This window comes from Citrobacter sp. RHBSTW-00887, assembly GCF_013728095.1.
In the GTDB taxonomy this organism is placed as follows: Bacteria; Pseudomonadota; Gammaproteobacteria; order Enterobacterales; family Enterobacteriaceae; genus Citrobacter; species Citrobacter braakii.
The window spans coordinates 766,513-788,724 of record NZ_CP056267.1; the positions used below are offsets into that span (position 1 = coordinate 766,513).

22 protein-coding genes and 1 pseudogene are annotated in these 22,212 nt (G+C 53.1%); 19 read left to right on the forward strand and 4 right to left on the reverse strand.

The window, feature by feature from the left end; translation table 11 throughout:
- Positions 1-6: 6 nt before the first annotated feature.
- The 9 genes from HV314_RS03685 to hybG all read left to right on the forward strand — a co-directional run bounded on the left by HV314_RS03685 (position 7) and on the right by hybG (position 7,047).
- Positions 7-294 (forward strand): DUF2623 family protein, encoded by a 288-nt coding sequence (locus HV314_RS03685; protein ID WP_016154494.1) that lies wholly within the window; start codon positions 7-9, stop codon positions 292-294.
- Between the two features lie 189 nt (positions 295-483).
- Positions 484-1,602 carry a hydrogenase 2 small subunit gene (hybO, locus tag HV314_RS03690; RefSeq protein WP_016154493.1) on the forward strand — a complete coding sequence of 373 codons (1,119 nt, stop codon included), beginning with the start codon at positions 484-486 and terminating at the stop codon, positions 1,600-1,602.
- 2 nt (positions 1,603-1,604) lie between these two features.
- A complete protein-coding gene (gene hybA / locus HV314_RS03695; RefSeq protein WP_003828357.1) occupies positions 1,605-2,591 on the forward strand; it encodes a hydrogenase 2 operon protein HybA in 987 nt (328 codons plus the stop codon).
- On the forward strand, positions 2,581-3,759 hold the full coding sequence (gene hybB, locus HV314_RS03700) for a Ni/Fe-hydrogenase cytochrome b subunit (protein ID WP_016154492.1): 1,179 nt from the start codon (positions 2,581-2,583) through the stop codon (positions 3,757-3,759). Before hybA ends, hybB begins: the two co-directional genes overlap by 11 nt.
- On the forward strand, positions 3,756-5,459 hold the full coding sequence (gene hybC, locus HV314_RS03705; RefSeq protein WP_003024476.1) for a hydrogenase 2 large subunit: 1,704 nt from the start codon (positions 3,756-3,758) through the stop codon (positions 5,457-5,459). The genes hybB and hybC overlap by 4 nt, the downstream gene beginning before the upstream one ends.
- Positions 5,459-5,953, forward strand: coding sequence for a HyaD/HybD family hydrogenase maturation endopeptidase (locus HV314_RS03710; protein WP_016157468.1), 495 nt, complete (start codon positions 5,459-5,461; stop codon positions 5,951-5,953). The genes hybC and HV314_RS03710 overlap by 1 nt, the downstream gene beginning before the upstream one ends.
- Positions 5,946-6,434, forward strand: a complete 489-nt coding sequence (gene hybE / locus HV314_RS03715) for a hydrogenase-2 assembly chaperone (RefSeq protein WP_181547360.1) — start codon at positions 5,946-5,948, stop codon at positions 6,432-6,434. The genes HV314_RS03710 and hybE overlap by 8 nt, the downstream gene beginning before the upstream one ends.
- Positions 6,427-6,768 carry a hydrogenase maturation nickel metallochaperone HypA gene (gene hypA, locus HV314_RS03720; RefSeq protein ID WP_016157467.1) on the forward strand — a complete coding sequence of 114 codons (342 nt, stop codon included), beginning with the start codon at positions 6,427-6,429 and terminating at the stop codon, positions 6,766-6,768. The genes hybE and hypA overlap by 8 nt, the downstream gene beginning before the upstream one ends.
- Positions 6,769-6,798: 30 nt before the next feature.
- Positions 6,799-7,047, forward strand: a complete 249-nt coding sequence (gene hybG / locus HV314_RS03725) for a hydrogenase maturation factor HybG (RefSeq protein ID WP_003024459.1) — start codon at positions 6,799-6,801, stop codon at positions 7,045-7,047.
- Positions 7,048-7,097: 50 nt separating this feature from the next.
- On the opposite strand, the gene yghU is transcribed toward hybG, so the two are convergent.
- The gene (gene yghU / locus HV314_RS03730; RefSeq protein WP_016154488.1) at positions 7,098-7,964 is read right to left on the reverse strand and encodes a glutathione-dependent disulfide-bond oxidoreductase; all 867 of its coding nucleotides are present in this window, start codon (positions 7,962-7,964) and stop codon (positions 7,098-7,100) included.
- A 218-nt stretch (positions 7,965-8,182) separates the two neighbouring features.
- Here yghU and HV314_RS03735 point away from each other — a divergent pair, with 218 nt between their 5' ends.
- Positions 8,183-10,471, forward strand: a complete 2,289-nt coding sequence (locus tag HV314_RS03735) for an FdhF/YdeP family oxidoreductase (RefSeq protein ID WP_181547362.1) — start codon at positions 8,183-8,185, stop codon at positions 10,469-10,471.
- 153 nt (positions 10,472-10,624) lie between these two features.
- Positions 10,625-12,487, forward strand: a complete 1,863-nt coding sequence (gss, locus tag HV314_RS03740) for a bifunctional glutathionylspermidine amidase/synthase (RefSeq protein WP_181547363.1) — start codon at positions 10,625-10,627, stop codon at positions 12,485-12,487.
- Between the two features lie 180 nt (positions 12,488-12,667).
- On the opposite strand, the gene HV314_RS03745 is transcribed toward gss, so the two are convergent.
- The 3 genes from HV314_RS03745 to HV314_RS03755 are packed head-to-tail and all read right to left on the reverse strand — an operon-like array spanning position 12,668 to position 14,237.
- A complete protein-coding gene (locus HV314_RS03745) occupies positions 12,668-13,207 on the reverse strand; it encodes a redoxin domain-containing protein (RefSeq protein ID WP_016154485.1) in 540 nt (179 codons plus the stop codon).
- Positions 13,208-13,248: 41 nt separating this feature from the next.
- Entirely contained in the window at positions 13,249-13,989 is a 741-nt protein-coding gene (locus tag HV314_RS03750) for a hypothetical protein (protein ID WP_049268884.1), read from the reverse strand.
- An 8-nt stretch (positions 13,990-13,997) separates the two neighbouring features.
- On the reverse strand, positions 13,998-14,237 hold the full coding sequence (locus HV314_RS03755; RefSeq protein WP_053388765.1) for a thioredoxin: 240 nt from the start codon (positions 14,235-14,237) through the stop codon (positions 13,998-14,000).
- 183 nt (positions 14,238-14,420) lie between these two features.
- On the opposite strand from HV314_RS03755, the gene HV314_RS03760 reads away from it, so the two are divergent.
- The 8 genes and pseudogenes from HV314_RS03760 (at position 14,421) to hcp (ending at position 22,175) form a co-directional block, all read left to right on the forward strand.
- Positions 14,421-15,008: a MarR family winged helix-turn-helix transcriptional regulator gene (locus HV314_RS03760; protein WP_047358633.1), complete on the forward strand. Its 588-nt coding sequence runs from the start codon at positions 14,421-14,423 to the stop codon at positions 15,006-15,008.
- A gap of 111 nt (positions 15,009-15,119) precedes the next feature.
- Positions 15,120-15,294, forward strand: a pseudogene (locus HV314_RS03765) (IS3 family transposase); the annotation flags it as partial.
- 555 nt (positions 15,295-15,849) lie between these two features.
- On the forward strand, positions 15,850-16,347 hold the full coding sequence (tssB, locus tag HV314_RS03770) for a type VI secretion system contractile sheath small subunit (protein WP_101700276.1): 498 nt from the start codon (positions 15,850-15,852) through the stop codon (positions 16,345-16,347).
- 33 nt (positions 16,348-16,380) lie between these two features.
- A complete protein-coding gene (tssC, locus tag HV314_RS03775; protein WP_181547365.1) occupies positions 16,381-17,928 on the forward strand; it encodes a type VI secretion system contractile sheath large subunit in 1,548 nt (515 codons plus the stop codon).
- Between the two features lie 17 nt (positions 17,929-17,945).
- Positions 17,946-19,286, forward strand: a complete 1,341-nt coding sequence (gene tssK / locus HV314_RS03780; protein ID WP_181547367.1) for a type VI secretion system baseplate subunit TssK — start codon at positions 17,946-17,948, stop codon at positions 19,284-19,286.
- Complete coding sequence (tssL, locus tag HV314_RS03785) at positions 19,283-19,972, forward strand: type VI secretion system protein TssL, short form (RefSeq protein ID WP_181547369.1); 690 nt, start codon at positions 19,283-19,285, stop codon at positions 19,970-19,972. Before tssK ends, tssL begins: the two co-directional genes overlap by 4 nt.
- Positions 19,969-21,678, forward strand: a complete 1,710-nt coding sequence (locus HV314_RS03790) for an OmpA family protein (RefSeq protein ID WP_181547371.1) — start codon at positions 19,969-19,971, stop codon at positions 21,676-21,678. The genes tssL and HV314_RS03790 overlap by 4 nt, the downstream gene beginning before the upstream one ends.
- A gap of 5 nt (positions 21,679-21,683) precedes the next feature.
- Positions 21,684-22,175 (forward strand): type VI secretion system effector Hcp, encoded by a 492-nt coding sequence (gene hcp / locus HV314_RS03795; RefSeq protein WP_033758542.1) that lies wholly within the window; start codon positions 21,684-21,686, stop codon positions 22,173-22,175.
- The last annotated feature ends 37 nt before the right edge of the window (positions 22,176-22,212 follow it).

Below are 22,212 nucleotides of genomic sequence, written 5' to 3' on the forward strand. Positions count from 1 at the left end.
TTATGCATGGACAACCATTTTGGAAAAGGCTTGATGGCCGGATTAAACGCGTCAAGTGCGGATAGCGCACGCACGGCGGCCAATTTTTGTGCTGATTATAAACGCGGTTTTGTGCTGGGATTTTCTCATCGAATGTTTGAAAAAACGGGCGATCGACAGCTCAGCGCGTGGGAAGCGGGGATCCTCACGCGTCGCTATGGGCTGGATAAAGAGATGGTTATGGATTTCTTTAAAGAGAACCAGTCCAGTACAACAATTCGTTTTTTCATGGCTGGCTATCGTCTCGAAGCTTGATCCGAAAGGGGTATTATCTTGCTTTAATTAATTACACTATTGACCTACGCCTTCGTTTTGTTGCTCCGCCGAAGTATTATAATGCACATAACCATATAAAAAGTGTGGTAAATGGCGCGCCGATCGCAATATGCAACATGCGAAAGGTGCAAAATAAAAGCCAGGTCTTCGCAACGGAATAACTATAAAATGACTGGAGATAACTCTCTCATCAATTCGAACGGCATCAATCGCCGTGATTTCATGAAGCTTTGTGCAGCACTGGCCGCTACCATGGGGCTCAGTAGCAAAGCCGCCGCAGAAATGGCCGAATCAGTTTCTCGTCCTCAGCGTCCACCGGTTATCTGGATTGGTGCGCAGGAGTGTACGGGTTGTACTGAATCGCTACTTCGCGCGACACACCCTACAGTGGAAAACCTCGTTCTGGAGACAATCTCTCTGGAATACCATGAGGTACTCTCTGCCGCTTTCGGCCACCAGGTCGAAGAGAATAAACATAACGCTCTGGAGAAGTACAAAGGGCAATATGTTTTGGTTGTAGATGGTTCTATCCCACTGAAAGACAATGGTATTTACTGCATGGTTGCCGGTGAGCCGATCGTAGATCACATCCGCCGGGCCGCAGAAGGCGCTGCCGCTATCATTGCCATCGGCTCTTGTGCCGCGTGGGGTGGTGTTGCTGCTGCTGGCGTTAACCCAACGGGTGCCGTCGGCTTGCAGGAAGTTCTGCCAGGCAAAACCATCATCAACATCCCCGGCTGTCCTCCGAACCCGCACAACTTCCTTGCAACGGTCGCGCATATCATCACTTACGGTAAGCCGCCGAAGCTGGATACCAAAAACCGTCCGACATTTGCCTATGGTCGTTTGATTCACGAACACTGCGAACGTCGCCCGCACTTCGATGCAGGTCGTTTTGCTAAAGAGTTTGGCGATGAAGGTCACCGTGAAGGATGGTGCCTCTACCATCTGGGCTGTAAAGGACCAGAAACCTACGGCAACTGCTCAACGCTGCAATTCTGCGATGTTGGCGGCGTGTGGCCGGTGGCTATCGGTCACCCTTGCTACGGCTGTAACGAAGAAGGTGTCGGTTTCCATAAAGGTATTCACCAGCTTGCTCATGTGGAAAACCAAACACCGCGTTCCGAGAAACCTGACGTCAATATGAAAGAAGGCGGCAATATTTCTGCCGGGGCGATTGGGCTGCTTGGTGGCGTAGTAGGACTGGTTGCCGGTGTCAGCGTGATGGCGGTTCGTGAACTGGGGCGTCAGCAGAAGAAAGATAACGCTGACTCACGGGGAGAATAACCGTGAACAGACGTAACTTTATTAAAGCAGCCTCCAGCGGGGCATTGCTGTTGGGCGCTGCGCCGTCCATCAGCCATGCGGCTGCAGAAAACCGTCCGCCGATCCCTGGTTCTCTTGGGATGCTCTATGACTCGACGCTGTGCGTAGGCTGCCAGGCCTGTGTCACCAAGTGTCAGGATATCAACTTCCCGGCGCGTAACCCGGAAGGCGAGCAGACCTGGTCGAACAACGACAAACTGTCACCGTATACCAATAACATCATCCAGGTGTGGCGTAGCGGAACAGGCGTTAACAAAGACCAGGAAGAAAACGGCTACGCATACATTAAGAAGCAGTGCATGCACTGTGTCGATCCGAACTGCGTCTCCGTTTGCCCGGTCTCCGCGCTGAAGAAAGATCCGAAAACTGGCATCGTCCACTATGACAAAGATGTCTGCACGGGCTGTCGTTACTGCATGGTCGCCTGCCCGTACAATGTGCCTAAGTATGACTACAACAACCCGTTTGGTGCGCTTCACAAATGTGAACTGTGTAACCAGAAAGGTGTTGAGCGTCTGGATAAAGGCGGTTTACCGGGTTGTGTTGAAGTGTGCCCTGCTGGTGCGGTGATTTTTGGTACGCGTGAAGAGCTGATGGCTGAGGCGAAAAAACGTCTCGCGCTGAAGCCTGGCAGCGAATACCACTATCCGCGTCAGACGGTGAAAGCAGGCGATACCTATCTGCATACGGTACCGAAGTATTACCCCCATCTGTACGGCGAGAAAGAGGGTGGTGGTACACAGGTTATGGTACTGACGGGCGTTCCTTACGAGGATTTGGATCTGCCGAAACTGGATGATCTTTCAACCGGTGCGCGTTCCGAACATGTTCAACATTCCTTGTACAAGGGCATGATATTACCCCTGGCTGCGCTGGCGGGCTTAACCGTGCTGGTTCGTCGTAACACGAAAAACGACCATCACGATGGAGGAGACGATCATGAGTCATGATCCTAAACCGCTGGGCGGAAAAATAATCAGCAAACCGGTCATTATTTTTGGGCCGCTTATCGTCCTGTGTATGCTCCTGATCGTGAAACGTCTGGTCTTCGGATTGGGCTCAGTCTCCGATCTGAACGGCGGTTTCCCATGGGGTGTATGGATCGCGTTTGACCTGCTGATTGGTACCGGCTTCGCATGTGGTGGCTGGGCGCTGGCGTGGGCGGTGTATGTTTTCAACAGAGGACAATACCATCCACTGGTACGTCCGGCGCTGCTGGCGAGCCTGTTTGGCTACTCGCTGGGTGGTCTGTCGATCACCATTGACGTCGGTCGTTACTGGAACCTGCCGTATTTCTACATTCCGGGCCACTTCAACGTGAACTCGGTACTGTTCGAAACGGCGGTCTGTATGACCATCTATATCGGCATCATGGCGCTGGAATTTGCTCCGGCTCTGTTTGAACGTCTGGGGTGGAAAGTCTCTCTCAAACGTTTGAATAAAGTGATGTTCTTTATCATTGCCCTTGGCGCGCTGCTGCCAACTATGCACCAGTCTTCAATGGGTTCATTGATGATATCTGCGGGCTATAAGGTGCATCCGCTATGGCAAGCTTATGAAATGTTGCCGCTTTTCTCCGTATTAACCGCTTTTATTATGGGCTTCTCGATCGTCATCTTTGAAGGCTCGTTGGTACAAGCCGGGCTGAAAGGTAATGGTCCGGATGAGAAAAGTTTGTTTATCAAGCTGACGAATACCATCAGCGTACTGTTGGCGATTTTCGTGGTTCTGCGCTTTGGCGAACTGATCTATCGCGACAAGCTGTCCTATGCGTTCTCAGGCGATCTTTACTCCCTGATGTTCTGGATTGAAGTCGTGCTGATGGTCTTCCCGCTGGTGGTGCTGCGCGTCACTAAGCTGCGTAACGACTCACGCATGCTGTATCTGTCTGCGCTGAGCGCATTGCTGGGTTGTGCGACATGGCGTCTGTCCTATTCGCTGGTGGCGTTCAATCCTGGTGGTGGCTACCACTACTTCCCGACCTGGGAAGAACTGTTGATTTCTATTGGTTTTGTGGCTATTGAGATTTGTGCATACATCGTACTCATTCGTCTACTGCCGATACTTCCTCCTTTAAAACAAAACGATCAAAATCGTCATGAGGCGAGCAAAGCATGAGCCAGAGAATTACTATTGATCCGGTAACCCGTATTGAGGGTCATTTACGCATCGACTGCGAAATCGAAAATGGCGTGGTATCTAAAGCATGGGCTTCCGGTACCATGTGGCGCGGCATGGAAGAGATCGTGAAAAACCGCGATCCGCGCGATGCCTGGATGATTGTGCAGCGTATCTGTGGCGTTTGTACTACCACTCACGCTATCTCTTCCGTTCGTGCAGCAGAAAGCGCGCTGAATATTGATGTTCCGGTGAACGCACAGTATATCCGTAACATCATTCTGGCCGCGCACACTACGCATGACCACATTGTTCACTTCTATCAGCTCTCTGCGCTGGACTGGGTGGATATCACCTCTGCACTGAAAGCAGATCCAGCGAAAGCGTCTGCCATGCTGAACGGCGTGTCCTCCTGGCACCTGAACAGCGCAGAAGAGTTCACTAAGGTTCAGAACAAGATCAAAGACCTTGTTGCCAGCGGTCAGTTAGGCATTTTTGCCAACGGTTGCTGGGGTCACCCGGCGATGCAGCTGCCGCCAGAAGTGAACCTGATTGCGGTCGCTCACTACCTGCAGGCGCTGGAATGCCAGCGTGATGCTAACCGTGTTGTGGCGCTGTTGGGCGGTAAAACGCCGCACATTCAGAACCTGGCGGTAGGCGGGGTTGCTAACCCAATTAACCTCGACGGCCTTGGCGTGCTGAACCTTGAGCGCCTGATGTATATCAAGTCCTTTATCGATAAGCTGAGCGACTTCGTTGAGCAGGTTTACAAGGTTGATACCGCAGTTATTGCTGCGTTCTACCCTGAGTGGCTGGAACGTGGTCAAGGTGCGGTTAACTATCTGAGCGCACCGGAATTCCCGACTGACGGTAAAAACGGCAGCTTCCTGTTCCCGGGTGGTTACATCACCAATGAAGATCTGTCGACCTATCGTCCGATCACCTCTCACTCCGATGAGTACCTGATCAAAGGGATTCAGGAGAGTGCGAAACACGCCTGGTACAAAGACGAAGCGCCGCAGGCTCCGTGGGAAGGCACAACGGTTCCTGATTACACCGGTTGGTCAGATGATGGCAAGTACTCCTGGGTTAAAGCACCGACCTTCTACGGTAAAACAGTTGAAGTGGGGCCGTTGGCCAACATGCTGTGTAAACTGGCGGCCAAACGCGAGTCTACCCATGCCAAGCTGAATGAAATCATCGCGATTTACACCAAGCTGACCGGTAAAACTATCGAAGTGTCACAGCTGCACTCTACGTTGGGCCGTATTATTGGCCGTACCGTTCACTGCTGTGAACTGCAGAACGTTCTGCAGGATCAGTACAATGCGCTGATTGTGAACATCGGCAAAGGCGACCACACCACCTTCGTGAAACCGGATATCCCGGCAACGGGTGAATTTAAAGGTGTCGGTTTCCTCGAAGCGCCGCGCGGTATGCTGTCTCATTGGATGGTGATCAAAGATGGCATTATCAGCAACTACCAGGCGGTAGTACCGTCAACCTGGAACTCTGGCCCACGTAACTTTAATGATGAAGTGGGACCGTATGAGCGCTCGCTGGTAGGTACGCCGATTGCCGATCCAAACAAACCGCTGGAAGTGGTTCGTACCATTCACTCCTTCGACCCTTGTATGTCATGTGCGGTGCATGTGGTGGACGTTGATGGGAACGAAGTGGTCTCAGTTAAGGTTCTGTAATGCGGATATTAGTCTTAGGGGTCGGCAATATTTTGCTGACCGACGAAGCCATCGGGGTACGTATCGTTGAAGCATTAGAACAACGGTACGTCCTGCCAGACTTTGTTGATGTTCTGGACGGTGGTACGGCTGGGATGGAGCTTCTCGGTGATATGGCGAACAGAGATCATCTGATCATTGCTGACGCCATTGTGTCGAAGAAAAACACGCCAGGAACGATGATGGTCCTGCGGGATGAAGAGATCCCGGCGCTGTTTACCAACAAAATCTCACCGCACCAGCTTGGTCTGGCCGACGTATTGTCGGCCCTGCGTTTCACCGGCGAGTTTCCGAAAAAGCTGACGTTAGTCGGTGTTATTCCGGAATCGCTGGAGCCGCATATCGGACTAACGCCAACGGTTGAAGCGATGATTGAACCTGCGCTTGAGCAGGTTCTTGCCGCGCTTCGCGAATCAGGTGTTGAAGCGATCCCGCGGGAGGCGGCTCATGTCTGAGGAGTTTGTCGGTTTTCAGACGGCCCCGAAGAAGCAAATTCAGGCAGCGTTTGAAGAGGTTGCCCGGCGTTCAATGCACGATCTCTCTTTCCTGCATCCGAACATGCCGGTATATGTCTCTGAATTTACGCTGTTTGAAGGACAGTGGACGGGGTGTGTTATCACGCCCTGGATGCTCAGCGCACTGATTTTCCCCGGACCGGACCAGATCTGGCCGGTGCGTAAAGTCAGCGAAAAAATCGGACTGCGTCTGCCGTATGGCGAGATGACCTTTACCGTTGGTGAACTGGAGGGCGTATCGCAATACCTTTCCTGCTCACTGATGTCGCCGCTTTCGCACAGTATGTCGGCGCAAGAAGGCATGCGTCTGACTGACGATTGCGCGCGAATGCTGTTATCGCTGCCGGTTAGCGATCCGAATGCGCCGCAGCTTAATCGCCGCGCGTTGCTGCTGGGTCGTCGGAACTGCGAAAATGCATGAGCTGTCCCTTTGTCAGAGCGCGGTTGAGATTGTTCAACAGCAGGCAGAGCAGCACGGTGTCAAACGTGTAACCGGTGTTTGGCTGGAAATCGGGGCGCTCTCCTGCGTTGAAGAGAGCGCCGTTCGTTTCAGTTTCGACATCGTCTGTCAGGGGACGCTGGCTCAGGGTTGTGAACTGCATATTGATTACAAGCCAGCCCAGGCATGGTGCTGGGATTGCAGTCAGGTTGTGGAAATCACCCAGCATGATGCGCAGTGTCCACAATGTCAGGGCGATCGTCTGCGGGTTGATGCTGGCGATTCACTGAAAGTGAAAAGTATTGAAGTCGAATAACCCATAGGTTGCTATGGGGCGGAGTCAGATATGTGTATTGGAGTCCCTGGTCAGGTTCTGGCCGTTGGTGAAGATATTCACCAGCTTGCGCAGGTTGAAGTGTGCGGCATCAAACGTGATGTCAATATTGCCCTGATTTGTGAAGGTGATACAGCTGAGCTGGTCGGGCAATGGGTGCTGGTGCACGTAGGGTTCGCCATGAGCATCATTGATGAAGATGAAGCTAAAGCCACGTTAGACGCACTTCGCCGCATGGAGTACGACGTCACCAGCGCGTGACAAATCCTGAATGAAATTGCCGGATAGCGGTTGCCATCCGGCAATTTATTTTAGTTCTGGCGCTTATCTTCGGTTTGGGTATCGAAGTCGCTGGCGTCATGGCGTTCATGAAGCTGCTCGTTCAGCGGTCCGTTAGTGCGGTTTACAATACGACCACGCTTAACCGCCGGACGCGCTGCAATCTCTTTTGCCCAGCGTTGTACGTGCTTGTAGCTTCCTGCGTCAAGGAACTCTGCTGCGTCGTAGACGTTGCCCAGAACCACATTGCCAAACCATGGCCAGACCGCCATATCGGCAATGGTGTATTCATCTCCGGCCACAAACTGATGTTGCGCCAATTGTTTATCCAGCACGTCGAGTAAGCGCTTGGCTTCCATGGTGAAGCGATTGATAGCGTACTCAATTTTTACCGGAGCATAGTTATAGAAGTGGCCAAAGCCTCCGCCGAGGAACGGCGCTGCGCCTTGTAACCAGAACAACCAGTTCAGCGTTTCGGTGCGTTTTGCCAAATCCTGCGGCAGGAAATAACCATATTTTTCCGCCAGATAGAGCAGGATTGCGCCAGATTCGAATACGCGAACTGGTGGGTTTTGCGAGTGATCGCGTAGCGCCGGGATCTTCGAGTTCGGATTCACCTCAACAAAGCCGCTGGAAAACTGATCGCCATCGCCAATGCGGATAATCCAGGCATCGTATTCCGCGCCCTTCACCCCCTGCGCCAGCAACTCCTCCAGCATGATCGTCACTTTCTGCCCGTTTGGCGTACCCAGCGAATAGAGCTGCAGCGGATGTTTGCCAACCGGCAGCGTTTTCTCGTGGGTGGCACCGGAAACCGGGCGGTTGATATTGGCGAATGCGCCCCCGTTCGATTTTTCCCACGTCCAGACTTTCGCGGGCTGATAGGTATTGTCTGACATATTGACCTGCCTTCTGAGTGGTTGTGTTGATGCAGTGTAGCAGTTAGGTAGAACTCAATTTAACAGATTGGGACTTTATGTCGCTTTGTGCTGAAAGGGGAAGATAAATCTAACCCGTTCATTGTACTCGCTCCGTACTCCATGAAGAGGAAATCAATGTTGGACGGAAATTGCTACCGTATTCACCATTAAAAATTGGCGGTGAATAAGCAGTAATAATGAAAAATGGTGTTCCAGGAGTAAGCGGTTATCAGGGCCCGGCGGGTGGGTGGGGCGCGGTAAAAGCCGTCACTGCTTCGGTGTTTTCGCAAAAGGCTGTCGCCCGCGACATTATCGCGATGTTCAAAATGAACCAGGTGAAAGGGTTCGACTGTCCGGGCTGTGCGTGGCCGGACCCAGGGCATCGTGCGCCAATGGAGCTGTGCGAAAATGGCGTTAAGGCGGTCTCCTGGGAGACAACCAGTAAAAAAGCGTCACCGGAATTTTTCAGCCGTCACCCGGTTTCCACACTCTGGCACTACAGCGATTATGAGCTGGAAAATATCGGTCGTTTGACGCATCCGATGAAATACGATGCAGCATCAGATACCTGGCAGGCGGTGGATTGGGATATCGCCTTCCAGGAGATAGGCGAGCGTCTGCGCAGCTATGATTCACCCCAGCAGGTTGAGTTTTACACCTCCGGCAGAACGTCAAATGAAGCGGCGTTCCTGTATCAGCTTTTTGCCCGCGAATATGGCAGCAGCAACTTTCCTGATTGCTCAAACATGTGCCACGGACCGACCAGCGCAGGGCTAACGCCGGCCATTGGCCTTGGAAAAGGGACCGTTGAACTTGACGATTTTGACCATTGCGATCTGGTGATTTGTATCGGGCATAACCCTGGCACTAATCATCCACGTATGCTGACCACCTTACGCGACGTTGCCAAACGCGGGGCTAAAATTATCTCTATCAATCCGCTGAACGAAAGGGGGCTTGAGCGCTTTAGTTTCCCGCAAAGCCCGAAAGAGATGTTCACCGGTCAGTCGACGCAGCTGAGCAACGACTATTACCAGGTAAAAATGGGCGGTGACGCCTCGCTGCTCAAAGGCATCATGAAGGCGCTGATCGAAATGGATGAAGCGCGGATCTTACTGGATCAGCAACCGACACTCGATCATGCGTTTATCGATGAGCATACTGCTGGATATGCAGCGCTGTATGATGACTTACGTCAGCATAACTGGGCGGAGCTGGAACAGGACTCGGGCCTGACGCGCAGTCAGATGGAAGACCTGGCACACAGCTACAGTAAATCTCGTGCGACTATTATTTGTTACGGGCTGGGCATCACCCAGCATAAAAACGGTACTGAGAACGTCCAGCAACTGGTAAACCTGCTGCTACTGAAAGGCAATATGGGTAAGCCGGGGGCGGGGATCTGCCCGTTGCGCGGTCATTCTAACGTTCAGGGCGACCGTTCCGTGGGGATCAACGAAGCGGCATCCGAAGACTTCCTGCAACGCCTTGAGACGCATTTTTCTATCCGTGTGCCGCGTACACATGGCCGCTCCAGCGTGGAGAGTATTCGGGCCATCGAACGGGGAGAGGCAAAAGCGCTCATTTGCATGGGTGGCAATCTGGCGGTGGCGATGCCGCAGCCGCAGCGTACCTTTGCGGCGATGAAAAATTTGGATCTGCAGGTCCATGTTGCGACCAAGCTGAACAGATCGCATTTGCTGCTGGCAAAGCATAATTACCTGCTGCCTGCATTAGGTCGAACGGAGCGCGACATTCAGGCGACGGGGAGCCAGTCGGTGACCGTCGAAGACTCGATGTCGATGGTCCATGCTTCCTGCGGCGCGCTGAAGCCAGCTTCCCGCTGGTTAAAATCGGAACCCGCGATTGTGGCGGGCATGGCACACGCCACTCTGCCGCTTTCGCCGATCAACTGGGAAGCGTTAACCGGGGACTACGCGCTGATCCGTGACGCCATTGAAGCCGTGATCCCGGCGTTCCACGATTACAATGCCCGTATTGCCGAGCCGGGCGGATTTCGTATGGATACGCCCGCTTCGCGCCGTGAATGGCGTACGGCGAATGGTAAAGCCAATTTTATCGTCAGCCATCAGCGGGCGGTAGAGCGAGAAAATCAGCCTGCCGATGCACTGGTTCTGGCGACGCTGCGCAGCCACGATCAATACAACACCACTATTTATGGTATGAACGATCGCTACCGTGGCATTACCGGTCGTCGGGATGTGGTGTTTTTAAGCGCTGAAGAAGCGGCGACTCGCGGTCTGAGCCAGGGAGATGTGGTCAACGTTCAGGCGCTGGACGACAGCGGCCAGCCCTGTGCGGATCGCATTATGTGCGGCTTGACGGTGGTGATTTACAACATGGCGGTGGGCTCAATAGGCGCTTATCTGCCAGAAGCGAATGTCCTGCTTTCGCTGGATGCGGTGGACACACAAAGTTTGACTCCGGCGTATAAAAGCGTACCGGTCACCCTGACAAAAGCGTAGTTCCTGCTGTGAATTTTTCGCCTCTGAGCGCCAGCCGCTGCGTTGAGGTGTATGATGATGTTGACCTCTGTCCGGTTAGTGTCGCAGAGCAGGCAATCAGAGCGAAAAATTCACGCCAACCTGCTCAGGCTGTATTGTTTTGAGGTAAGGTGCATGAGCAAAGGAACGACCAGTCAGGATGCCCCATTCGGGACATTATTGGGCTACGCCCCAGGCGGCGTAGCAATCTACTCTTCAGATTACAGCTCCCTCGACCCACGGGACTACGACGATGATGCGGCATTTCGCAGCTATATCGACGACGAATACATGGGCCACAAATGGCAGTGCGTAGAGTTCGCACGCCGCTTTCTCTTCCTTAATTATGGCGTGGTCTTCACCGATGTGGGCATGGCCTGGGAGATCTTTTCCTTACGCTTTCTGCGCGAAGTGGTGAATGACAATATCCTGCCGTTACAGGCATTTCCGAATGGTTCACCCCGCGCGCCGGTAGCCGGTGCTCTGCTTATCTGGCAAAAAGGCGGTGAGTTTAACGATACCGGCCATGTGGCGGTCGTCACCCAGTTGCTGGAAAACAAAATCCGTATTGCCGAACAGAACGTGCTCCATACGCCGTTGCCACCCGGACAGCAGTGGACCCGCGAACTGGAGATGGTGGTTGAAAACGGTTGTTACACCCTGCGTGATACCTTTGACGACACCACCATCCTTGGCTGGATGATCCAGACCGATGATACCCGTGACAGCCTGCCGCAGCCGGAGATCGCCAACGACTCGTTGAGAATTGGCGGCGCGCGACTGGAAGATAACGGGCAGTTTGACGGTAAATGGCTTGATGAACAGGATCCGCTGCAGAAAGCCTACGTGCTGGCGAACGGCCACGTTATTAATCAGGATCCGCATCAGTACTTCACCATTACCGAGAGTGCAGAGCAGGAACTGATCAAAGCCACCAACGAGCTGCACCTGATGTATCTGCACGCGACCGACAAAGTGCTGAAAGATGACAACCTGCTGGCGCTGTTCGATATCCCGAAAATCCTCTGGCCGCGTCTGCGCCTTTCCTGGCAGCGTCGTCGGCATCATATGATTACGGGACGTATGGATTTCTGTATGGATGAACGCGGACTGAAGGTGTATGAGTACAACGCCGATTCCGCATCGTGCCATACCGAAGCCGGTTTGATCCTCGAAAGATGGGCCGAGCAGGGCTATACAGGACAGGGACACAACCCAGCTGAAGGATTGATCAACGAACTGGCGGGGGCCTGGAAGCACAGCCGCGCGCGTTCTTTTGTCCACATCATGCAGGATAAAGATATAGAGGAAAACTACCACGCTCAGTTTATGCAGCAGGCGCTACGTCAGGCCGGGTTTGACAGTAAAATTCTGCGTGGCCTCGATGAGCTACGTTGGGATGACGCTGGTCAGCTGATTGACGGGGACGGTCGTCTGGTGAACTGCGTCTGGAAAACCTGGGCGTGGGAAACCGCGATTGAGCAGGTGCGAGAGGTCAGTGAAACGGAGTACGCTGCGGTACCAATTCGTACCGGGCATACGAATCAGGAAGTGCGTTTAATCGACGTGTTGCTGCGCCCGGAAGTGCTGGTCTTTGAACCTCTGTGGACGGTGATCCCTGGTAATAAAGCGATTCTGCCGATCCTGTGGCAACTGTTCCCACACCACCGCTATCTGCTTGATACTGATTTCACTGTTAATGAAGAGCTGGCGCAAACCGGTTATGCAGTGAAACCTATTGCTGGACGTTGTGGCAGCAACATCGATCTGGTGAGCCATCAGGAAGAGTTACTGGATAAAACCAGCGGTAAGTTTGCCGAGCAGAAGAACATTTATCAGCAGCTTTGGTGTCTGCCAAAAATTGCCGGTAAATATATTCAGGTTTGTACCTTCACCGTAGGCGGTAACTATGGGGGGACCTGCCTGCGCGGCGATGAGTCGCTGGTGATTAAAAAAGAGAGCGATATCGAACCGCTGATTGTGGTGAAGGAAGAGTAATCTTTTTGCGTGTTCTTGATTGAAATGCGAAAAGCCGGAGTATATCTCCTAATGCTTGTCAGTTTAGCTTTTGATGGAAACCGTAATGCATAGCGTTGCGGTTTCTTTTTTACTGCCCGGGGATAATGTCTCACCCTTCCCACGGGCAGGAAAAAACTCTCCGCCATATCCAGTATCTCATTATGTAGTGGCACACTGCCCATCACTGCACCCTGATGCCATAGACGCGTCCTTGGAAACGGACAGCGATTCATTCAATAACGCCCCGATTTCTGCTCCCAGCGCGAGGTCGTCTACCTGACCAAAATATTGCTGGCGTAGGTATCCCTGCTGATCAATTAACGTCAACGTAGGTGTACCGCGCATAGCGTAGGACAGCATGGTCTGGGGGACATCATTGTCAGGAGACGGCATATCCACCCCGACGGGGAAAGGGATGCGGTATTCTGATAGAAAGGTTTCCAGTGCCTGTGCGGTCATTACCTCATGATGCTCAAAAACCGTATGTAGGCCAATAACGGCCACTTTATCCGGTGGAAAAGTGGCATACACACGTGAAACCTGCGGCAGTCCATGGGAAACACAGCCGGGACACAGCATCTGAAATGATTCCATTACCACGACCTTGCCGCGCAATGATTCCAAGGTTATCGGCTGTGACGTATTAAACCAGCGTTCAATTGTCAATGCTGGTGCTCGCGGATGACGAATGATATTCATGTTAACTCCAGAACCCGCACTGTGGTGCGGGTTAATTTCCGTTACTGGTTTACTTTCCCCGGCAGCGTCAGCTTGCCAGAGGCCACTTTAAATACATCCTCGACGCAAAGTAGCGGCGCATGAACGGACGCATTAACTCGTAGCCCGGCAGTTACACCATCAAACTGGCTGGCAGTGACCACGCCAATATTATCGAACGGAACTTTCACTTCTACAGTTTCGCCTGTCAGCGTAGGATTCCAGCCCGGACTGTCCAACAGTACCGGCAAGCCAGGCCAGGTTTTTGGCAACCTGGGTTTTTGTCCCTCAGGAATATCAACTACGGCCAGTGCGCCAGGCCCGCAGACCTCGTTAGGCTTCAGCACCACCCAGTGGGTATGCCACAGATCGCCATCATTGTTGCGGTTACCATCGCCATTTTCATCATACAGCGGCGTATCATCCAGATCAGGATGGGATGTTACCGCCAGTGCCAGGATACCGGCCTTATGTTCAAATCCCACTTCATACGGATCGATCGTTGTCGGCCAGACATAAGAGAAAATTTCCGTTCCCGCCAGCTTACCTGTTACTGCAGGCTTACTTTTACCTGCCTTGCCGGAAACTGCCATATGGAAGGTGGCAACATTCCCTTCGGTAGTGACTTTAGTGTGCACAATATCAAACTCAGCCAATACAGCCTTGTCGGCGCTGGTTTTAATACCGCCCTGATGAGGCTCATTGCCATGTGCACCGGCAGAGGTGGCGACAGCCATTGCTAATACAATCGCAATACGTTTCATTTTTATCCTTAAAGCAGATCTTTAATAAACGCACCAAAGTTGATGTGAAGCGGGATACCGCCATCCAGTACCAGGGCTGGAACAGATTGCACACCAGCTTCGATGGCCTCATTCAGCCGCGTTTTATCATTTCCGAGATGAATGATTTCTACCGTGTATTGAGCGGGATCCAGTGCCAGTGCGATTTGGTGTTCTGCATCTACGCATACCGGGCAACCTGCATGAAAGAAAACGGCTGTTTTACTCATGATGACTTTCCTTGTGTAATATCAAATGGTATTGAATCGATACCATTTGATATTACACACACACTGAAAATATTGTCAATATGGTTTTGAATCGATACTATTGATGACAGTAAATCCCCATCGTTAGAAAGTCTGGACGTTTGCTTATCCAGCACGTATCCCGGCAAGCAGAGGCAGGTAACTGTGACACTCTTTGATATTCTTGAACGCCTGGTGAGCCTGCAAATGGGCAGCTTTTATCGCCATCCGCAACTGAAAGGACTCCCCACAACATGGGTTCAGATTCTTTTCTATTTAACGCGATGCAATGGTTATTCCAATACGCCCGCTGCAACAACGGAATACCTCGGGCTGACTAAAGGCACGGTATCGCAGTCCCTGAATAAACTAGAGCGTGAAGGCTGGATTAGAAGAGAAAATGACGGCAAGGATAAACGGGTTGTCCATCTGGTTCTGACATCCAAAGCGAGTGAAGTGATGCATACCATCATGCAGGAGACACTGCAGGAGCCTTGGGATTCATTAGCTTTTTCTGAGGAACAACTGAAAACAGTTTTTCTGGCCCATCTGCGGAGTATGCAGAAAAATCAGGGGGCCAGAATGTTTGGTGAGTGCCGTTTTTGCCGGTTTCATCAGTCGATAAATGGGCATCCCTGGTGTGGTCTAACAGAAGAGCCAATTCCCATGGAAAGCACCACATTAATTTGTCGTGAATTTGAGGAACCGGAAAATAGTTGCAGCGTTAGCGATCAGAACGAGAGAAAGGGCTAGATACTGGCTTTTGAACGGGTAAAGTGCGGACATAAAAAAATCCATAAAATGGTATGCACATTCTCTGGATTTTGTAGTGGAACACTGAATTTGGCCACCTGAATAGAGGTGATATGCTCACTCTGCCACGTGTTCGGGGTTCATCGCAGCAGTTAACCCCCCTGAAAAACCAGACGGCAGACGGGCTGTATTACGCGGTCAGGTTCTGGCGTTGCATAACATCAACCATGGTTTTGCTGGCGCAAGAAGTATCGTGACCATGTCAACGCTGAGAGGCTTCCGGATGAGGGCAGGCTGATTACACCGATTGAATTTCTTGTGACTGGCGATTTGTCATCGTGTATGGCGGTTTTCCAGGCCCATGCCCTCCCAGGCGTCATACAGCCCTGACATTAAATGAAACGCTCTCTTTTGGGACATAAAACCGATTATGTTCCTGATGCTTTCCTTATGGCTATTGCGGTGTTTCCCACATGAAGCAAGGCTATGACTCACTGCCCCCTTTTATTTCTTTCTGATCTAAAACCATTTCCTTGAAAGCGCATTGGTGTTTTTAACTTTCTTATATTGATGTAGATCAATTCAAGAACCATTTATTAATAATTATCCGTTCATTTTAACTGCTGCGACATAAATGTTTGTTTTGTGTGCCGGTAATAGTCCATTTTACTGACATTTCAGCACTATTCACTATTAACATTTAGAGGAAAATTCCTAAGAATTTACTTAAAATAGATTAAAGATCTGTAAGTTTGATTTATTGTCGATCATTGTTCTATTATCACATGTAAAGAACTTTCGTTTGAAAGATGCACGCAGTGATAAACCGAGGGATGATGAGATGGCTGATAGTTTCCAGAATGAAGTGCCAAAGGCACGTATTAATCTAAAGCTTGACCTGCATACAGGGGGAGCCAGCAAGAAAACTGAGCTCCCTCTGAAATTACTGGTGGCGGGCGACTTCAGTAATGGTCAGGAATCTGCACCACTGTCTGAGCGCAAAAAAGTTAACTTGAACAAGAATAATTTCGACTCAGTTCTTTCCGAATATTCCCCAAAAGTCAATCTGACCGTTAAAAACACGCTCGCCAGTGATGGTAGCGAAGACAATATCAGTCTGACATTCCAGAGCATGAAAGATTTCACCCCGGAGCAGGTTTCCAGACAGATCCCTCAGCTGAAGGCAATGCTTTCCATGCGTAACCTGCTTCGCGATTTAAAAGCGAACCTGCTGGACAATCAGGCTTTCCGAAAGGAGCTGGAAAAAATTCTGCTCGACCCGGCGTTAAGCGCAGAACTCCGCTCAGAGCTGTCTGCTCTGGCACCTAAACAGCCATAACGGTCACGATGATTTAACGGATTAAAAAGGAAGATGCTGATGTCTGTAAAAAATGAGAATGCGACTGGTGGCGAAAGCGTGGTGCTGGAACGTCCTGCTGCGGGCGGGGTTTATGCGTCCCTGTTTGAAAAAATCAATCTGAACCCGGTCTCTGAGCTGAGTGCGCTGGATATCTGGCAGGACGCGCAGGCGATGTCGGATGCGACTGCGGATGAACGTTTAACGGCCGGCATGCAGGTGTTCCTGGAATGCCTGACGAAAGCGGGCTCAAAAGTTGAAAAACTCGATAAAAACCTTATTGACCACCATATCGCAGAGCTGGACTACCAGATTAGCCGTCAGCTGGATGCGGTAATGCATAGCGAAGAATTCCAGGCTGTGGAGAGCCTGTGGCGCGGCGTGAAATCCCTGGTCGACAAAACTGATTTCCGTCAGAACGTGAAGGTTGAACTGCTGGATATGTCCAAAGAAGACCTGCGTCAGGACTTCGAAGACAGCCCGGAAATCATCCAGAGTGGACTGTATAAACATACATACATTGATGAGTATGACACCCCGGGCGGTGAGCCGATTGCCGCGCTGATTTCTGCCTACGAATTCGATGCCTCTGCGCAGGATGTCGCTCTGCTGCGCAATATTTCAAAAGTGTCTGCCGCAGCGCATATGCCGTTTATCGGCTCAGCCGGCCCGAAATTTTTCCTCAAGGATTCAATGGAGGAAGTGGCGGCCATCAAAGATATTGGTAACTACTTTGACCGTGCGGAGTACATCAAGTGGAAATCCTTCCGCGAGACGGACGATGCACGCTATATCGGTCTGGTGATGCCGCGTGTACTGGGTCGTCTGCCTTATGGTCCGGACACCGTGCCAGTGCGCAGCTTCAACTATGTGGAAGAAGTGAAAGGCCCGGATCACGACAAATACCTGTGGACTAACGCCTCGTTTGCTTTTGCGTCTAACATGGTTCGCAGCTTCATCAACAACGGCTGGTGTGTGCAAATCCGTGGCCCGCAGGCCGGTGGTGCCGTGCAGGATCTGCCTATTCATCTGTACGATCTGGGCACCGGCAATCAGGTCAAGATCCCGTCAGAAGTGATGATCCCGGAAACCCGCGAATTTGAGTTTGCCAATCTGGGCTTCATTCCGCTGTCCTACTATAAAAATAGAGATTATTCCTGCTTCTTCAGCGCTAACTCCACCCATAAGCCGGCCCTGTATGACACCGCGGATGCCACGGCTAACAGCCGTATCAACGCCCGTCTGCCGTACATCTTCCTGCTGTCGCGTATTGCGCACTACCTGAAGCTTATCCAGCGCGAAAACATCGGCACCACCAAAGACCGTCGTCTGCTGGAGCTTGAGCTCAACACCTGGGTGCGCAGTCTGGTGACTGAAATGACCGATCCAGGCGACGAGCTGCAGGCCTCTCACCCGCTGCGTGATGCAAAAGTGGTGGTGGAAGACATCGAAGACAACCCGGGCTTCTTTCGCGTGAAGCTGTACGCCGTACCGCACTTCCAAGTCGAAGGGATGGACGTCAACCTGTCACTGGTTTCCCAGATGCCGAAAGCCAAGTCATAAGCTAAGGCAGGAAGCCAATGAATACGGAACAACCGTTATGGGGCAGGGGCGTTATGGTCTCTCCCCAGCACTTCCAGCAACAGGCCGCATACGCGGCCTGGTCTGCGGAATGCATTGCCCGACTGGGCCTCTCCCATCCCTGGGGGATGATTGATGCCACTTTCGAACCGGATGCACTGAAACTGGGCCGCCTGCAGGCCCGTCATCTGCACATCCGTTTCCCCGACGGCACGCTTATCGACACGGATAATGCCGACTCCCTGCCGCCGGTGCTGGCGCTTGAGGGCGAATCACAGGAAGTGGCGGTGGTTCTGGCGCTTCCGCTACTGCGGGCAAATGGCGGCAACTGTCTTAAACCCGATGAGGTGGCCGAGCGCCCTGTGCGTTATCGCCAGCGCTGGCGGGATGTCCGTAACGCCTTTGGGGACGATACCCGCCAGATTGCGGTGATGCAGCCCGAGCTGACGTTGCGTTTCGCCCATCAGAACAACAGTGATTACCTGACCTGTCCGGTCGCCCGTCTACAGCAGGATTCACAGGGGAGCTGGGCACTCGATGAAACCTTTCTTCCGCCACTGCTGGCTCTGCAGGGCAGCCGCTGGCTGGTGACCCAGCTGGAACAGCTGATGATGCAACTGCGTGCCCGTCTGAGTCGCCTGATGGACATGCGTCGTGAAAGTAACGAGCGCATGGCCGATTTTGCCGTGGCTGACGTGTCTCTGTTCTGGTTGCTCAATGCCCTGAACAGCGCAGAACCCGTGCTCGGACAGTTTCAGCGACACCCGCAAAGTCCGCCGGAGCGTCTGTATCCGGAGCTGGCAAGGCTCGCGGGCAGTCTGCTGACCTTCTCGCTGGAACACCAAGTGAGTGCTATTCCTGTCTGGCAGCATGAGCAACTGAATAACGTCTTCCCGCCGCTCTTTGACCTACTGGGCGACCTGCTGGAAGCCAGCCTGCCGTCGCGGGTGGTAGCGATTGAGCTTGAGCATGATGCCCGGCTTCACTTCTGGCAGGCCCGTCTGCATGACCCACGCCTGCGCGAAGGGGCAGATTACTACCTCTCCGTGCGTTCACCGATACCGGTGGCACAGCTGCAGGAACAGTTCCCGCGCCAGTGCAAGGTCGGCAGTCCGGATCATGTCAGGAGTATCGTCAATTCATCACGGGTGGGTGTGCCCCTGATGCCCCTGCGTCATGTGCCGGCCGCCATCCCACTGCGTCTGGAAAACCAGTATTTCAGCCTCGATGTCTCTCATCCTCTGGCCAGCGAAATGCTTCAGGGCGGCACCTGTATGTTTTACGTTCCGGGCATGCTCGGCGAGCCTGAACTTGAACTCTTTGCGGTACTGAGAACATGAGTGAGCCTAAACGCAGCGCTGCTGCGTCCATTGATATTGATGCCCTGCTGCAGGACACCTGGCTGCAGGTGATCAGCCTGCGTCACGGTCCGAAGTTTCAGGATGGAGAAGGGCGCACGTTGTGGGAGCGCTGCATTGCTGATGTCGAACGCGTGCAGCGTGAGCTGAAAGCGAGCGAACTCGATGAAGCCAGCTGTCAGCATATTCTCACTGCACAGTGTGCGCTGCTTGATGAAGCCGTCAAAGGTCGCGGTGTGGAGGATGATGCCTGCCTGCAGTGGTATGACATTCCTCTGCAGGGGCACTTCCTTGGCACCATGGATGCCGGTGATACGCTGTGCGATCGGATGCGCGATGTGCTGCGTGAACCGGCGCCCGACCACGCTGTTGTGACCTGCTTCCAGCGGGTCATGATGCTGGGGTTTCTCGGCAGTTTCCGCTCGCTGAACGATCCGGAGCGCCAGAAACTCGTCAACGCGCTCAGTGAACATGTCACGCCGTTCAGCTATCCGCAGGCTCACCCGATACTGGCAGAAAGCCGTACCGGACGAGGAATGGGTGGTTGGCTGGCGTCATGGCCCGTGCGTATCGGCCTGAGCGTGATGGTAGTCGCCGCACTCTGGTGGGGACTGGATCACTGGTTGGATCAGACGCTGCTGACCCTGCTACCGGGAGCCGTGAAATGAGTCCTGAACAACAGCGCGGGCTTGCGTTATGGGCCGCCCTGCTGAGTGCAGTGGTCTGCCTGGGTTTCCTGCCGGTGTCCCGACTGGTTTCTTTGCTTGTTCTGTTGGCGATGCTGGGGCTTATCCTGGCGTTCTGGTATGTCGCCAGTCGTCGTGTGGAGCATGACGTCACCCTGCGTCTGGATGACCTCCCGGAAGCCACTTACCGTCAGCCCGTGGTGTTGGTCTGTGGCGATCTGCCGCTGGCATGTATGCAGCAGTCACCGGTGCTCACTGTCACGCAGGGATGCTGGATCCGCGTGGAGGATCATCAGGATCTGGAGCAGGCAGCCCGCCAGGTACTGTGGTTGCGACCTGACTGGGGTCGCCAGCTGTCGGTGATGGTCAGCGTCTGTCCACAGAAACACGCCGACAGCGAGCGCCTTACCAGTCGTCTGCTGGCCTTGCGCTGGCAAATCAGCCAGTTGCGTAAAGAAACCGGGCATTCCGTGCCGCTGGTTCTGAATGGTCAGGTTGGCAGTGCGATGACGAATGATCTGCTCTGGCAGGCGGCTATCCCGGGGGAAGGGGTGAGGGTCTGGCGTGAATCTTCAGCGCCGAGTTCAATCGCTACATGGGTTACCACCGGTGGGTCGCCTGCGATGCAGCAACAGGTGTTGATGAACAGCCTGATGAGCTGGTTCCATCAGCACGTCAAAGCTGTCTTTATGGATGAGAACCCCGACGTTCCTGTCATTGCGCCTGTCGCGGTGCTGTGGGGAATGGGACCGATCCTTGCCGGAAGTCTGGCCACATCTGCCTGGACTGCGTGGCTTTCCCGTCACACTGCGATGCAGCAGGTAGCGGGCTGGCAGCCGGTAGGAACGGACAGTACGGTTATCTCCCCCTTCCCGGATTTTATCCTGCCACTGCTGCCCGAAGGGCGAGGCCTGACGCCGCGTGGGCGAGCCTTCCGTTGTGCGCTCGGGATTTTCACGCTGGCGGCCATTGCTGCGCTGCTCAGTAGTGGCTGGAACAATCGCCAGCTGCTGCAGCGTGTGAGCTTCGATATTGCCCGCTATGACCGTATCCCGATGCATGATTTCGGACCCAAAGCCGATGCCGTTGCTGTCCTGCGTGACGATGCGGCAGAGCTGAATGACCAGGCTCGTAATGGCGTACCGATGCGGATGGGGCTCGGTCTGTATCAGGGGGAGCGTCTGCGAATGCCTGTGCTGGATGCGATCCGTTCCTGGGTGCCTCCACCTCCGCCGTCTGAACCACAGCCGAAATCCAAACCGGTACCGAAAATTGTCCGCCTCGACAGCATGTCGCTGTTCGATTCCGGTAAATCCGACCTCAAGCCGGGCTCCACCAAAATGCTGGTGACCTCCCTGGTTGGCATCAAAGCTAAACCGGGCTGGCTGATTGTGGTGTCAGGTCATACCGACAACACCGGCAATCCAAAACTGAACCAGACGCTTTCACTTCAGCGTGCCGAAGCGGTGCGCAACTGGATGCGTGACACCGGCGATGTGCCGGAGAGCTGTTTTGCGGTGCAGGGCTATGGCGAAAGCCGCCCGATCGCAACGAACGACACCCCGGAAGGGCGCGCACTTAACCGTCGTGTCGAAATCAGTCTGGTACCGCAGGCCGATGCCTGTCAGATACCGGGCAATCCCCAGGCGTCATCGGATGATGGCGCAGATAAAACTGTAATGGAGTAAATCACATGGCAATTCCTGTTTATCTTTGGCTGAAAGACGACGGCGGCGCGGACATTAAAGGTTCTGTGGACGTTCAGGATCGTGAAGGCAGCATCGAGGTTGTCGCTCAGGAGCATAACCTGTACATCCCGACCGATAACAACACCGGCAAGCTGACCGGTACCCGTATCCACACCCCGTTCCTGTTCACCAAGGAAATCGACTCGTCCAGCCCGTATCTGTACAAGGCGGTGACTACCGGTCAGACCCTCAAGTCTGCGGAATTCAGGTGGTACAAAATCAACGACGCGGGCCAGGAAGTGGAGTACTTCAACACCAAACTGGAAAACGTGAAAGTGGTGAAAGTGAATCCTGAAATGTATGACATCAAGGATCCTTCTAAAGAGAAGCACAACCACCTTGAGCGCATTGAACTGCGCTACGAAAAAATCACCTGGACCTACAAAGACGGCAACATCATTCATTCCGATTCCTGGAACGAACGCGCCACCGCGTAAGCCTGATGCGGACGGGGTTTCCTGTCCGCATTTTTTT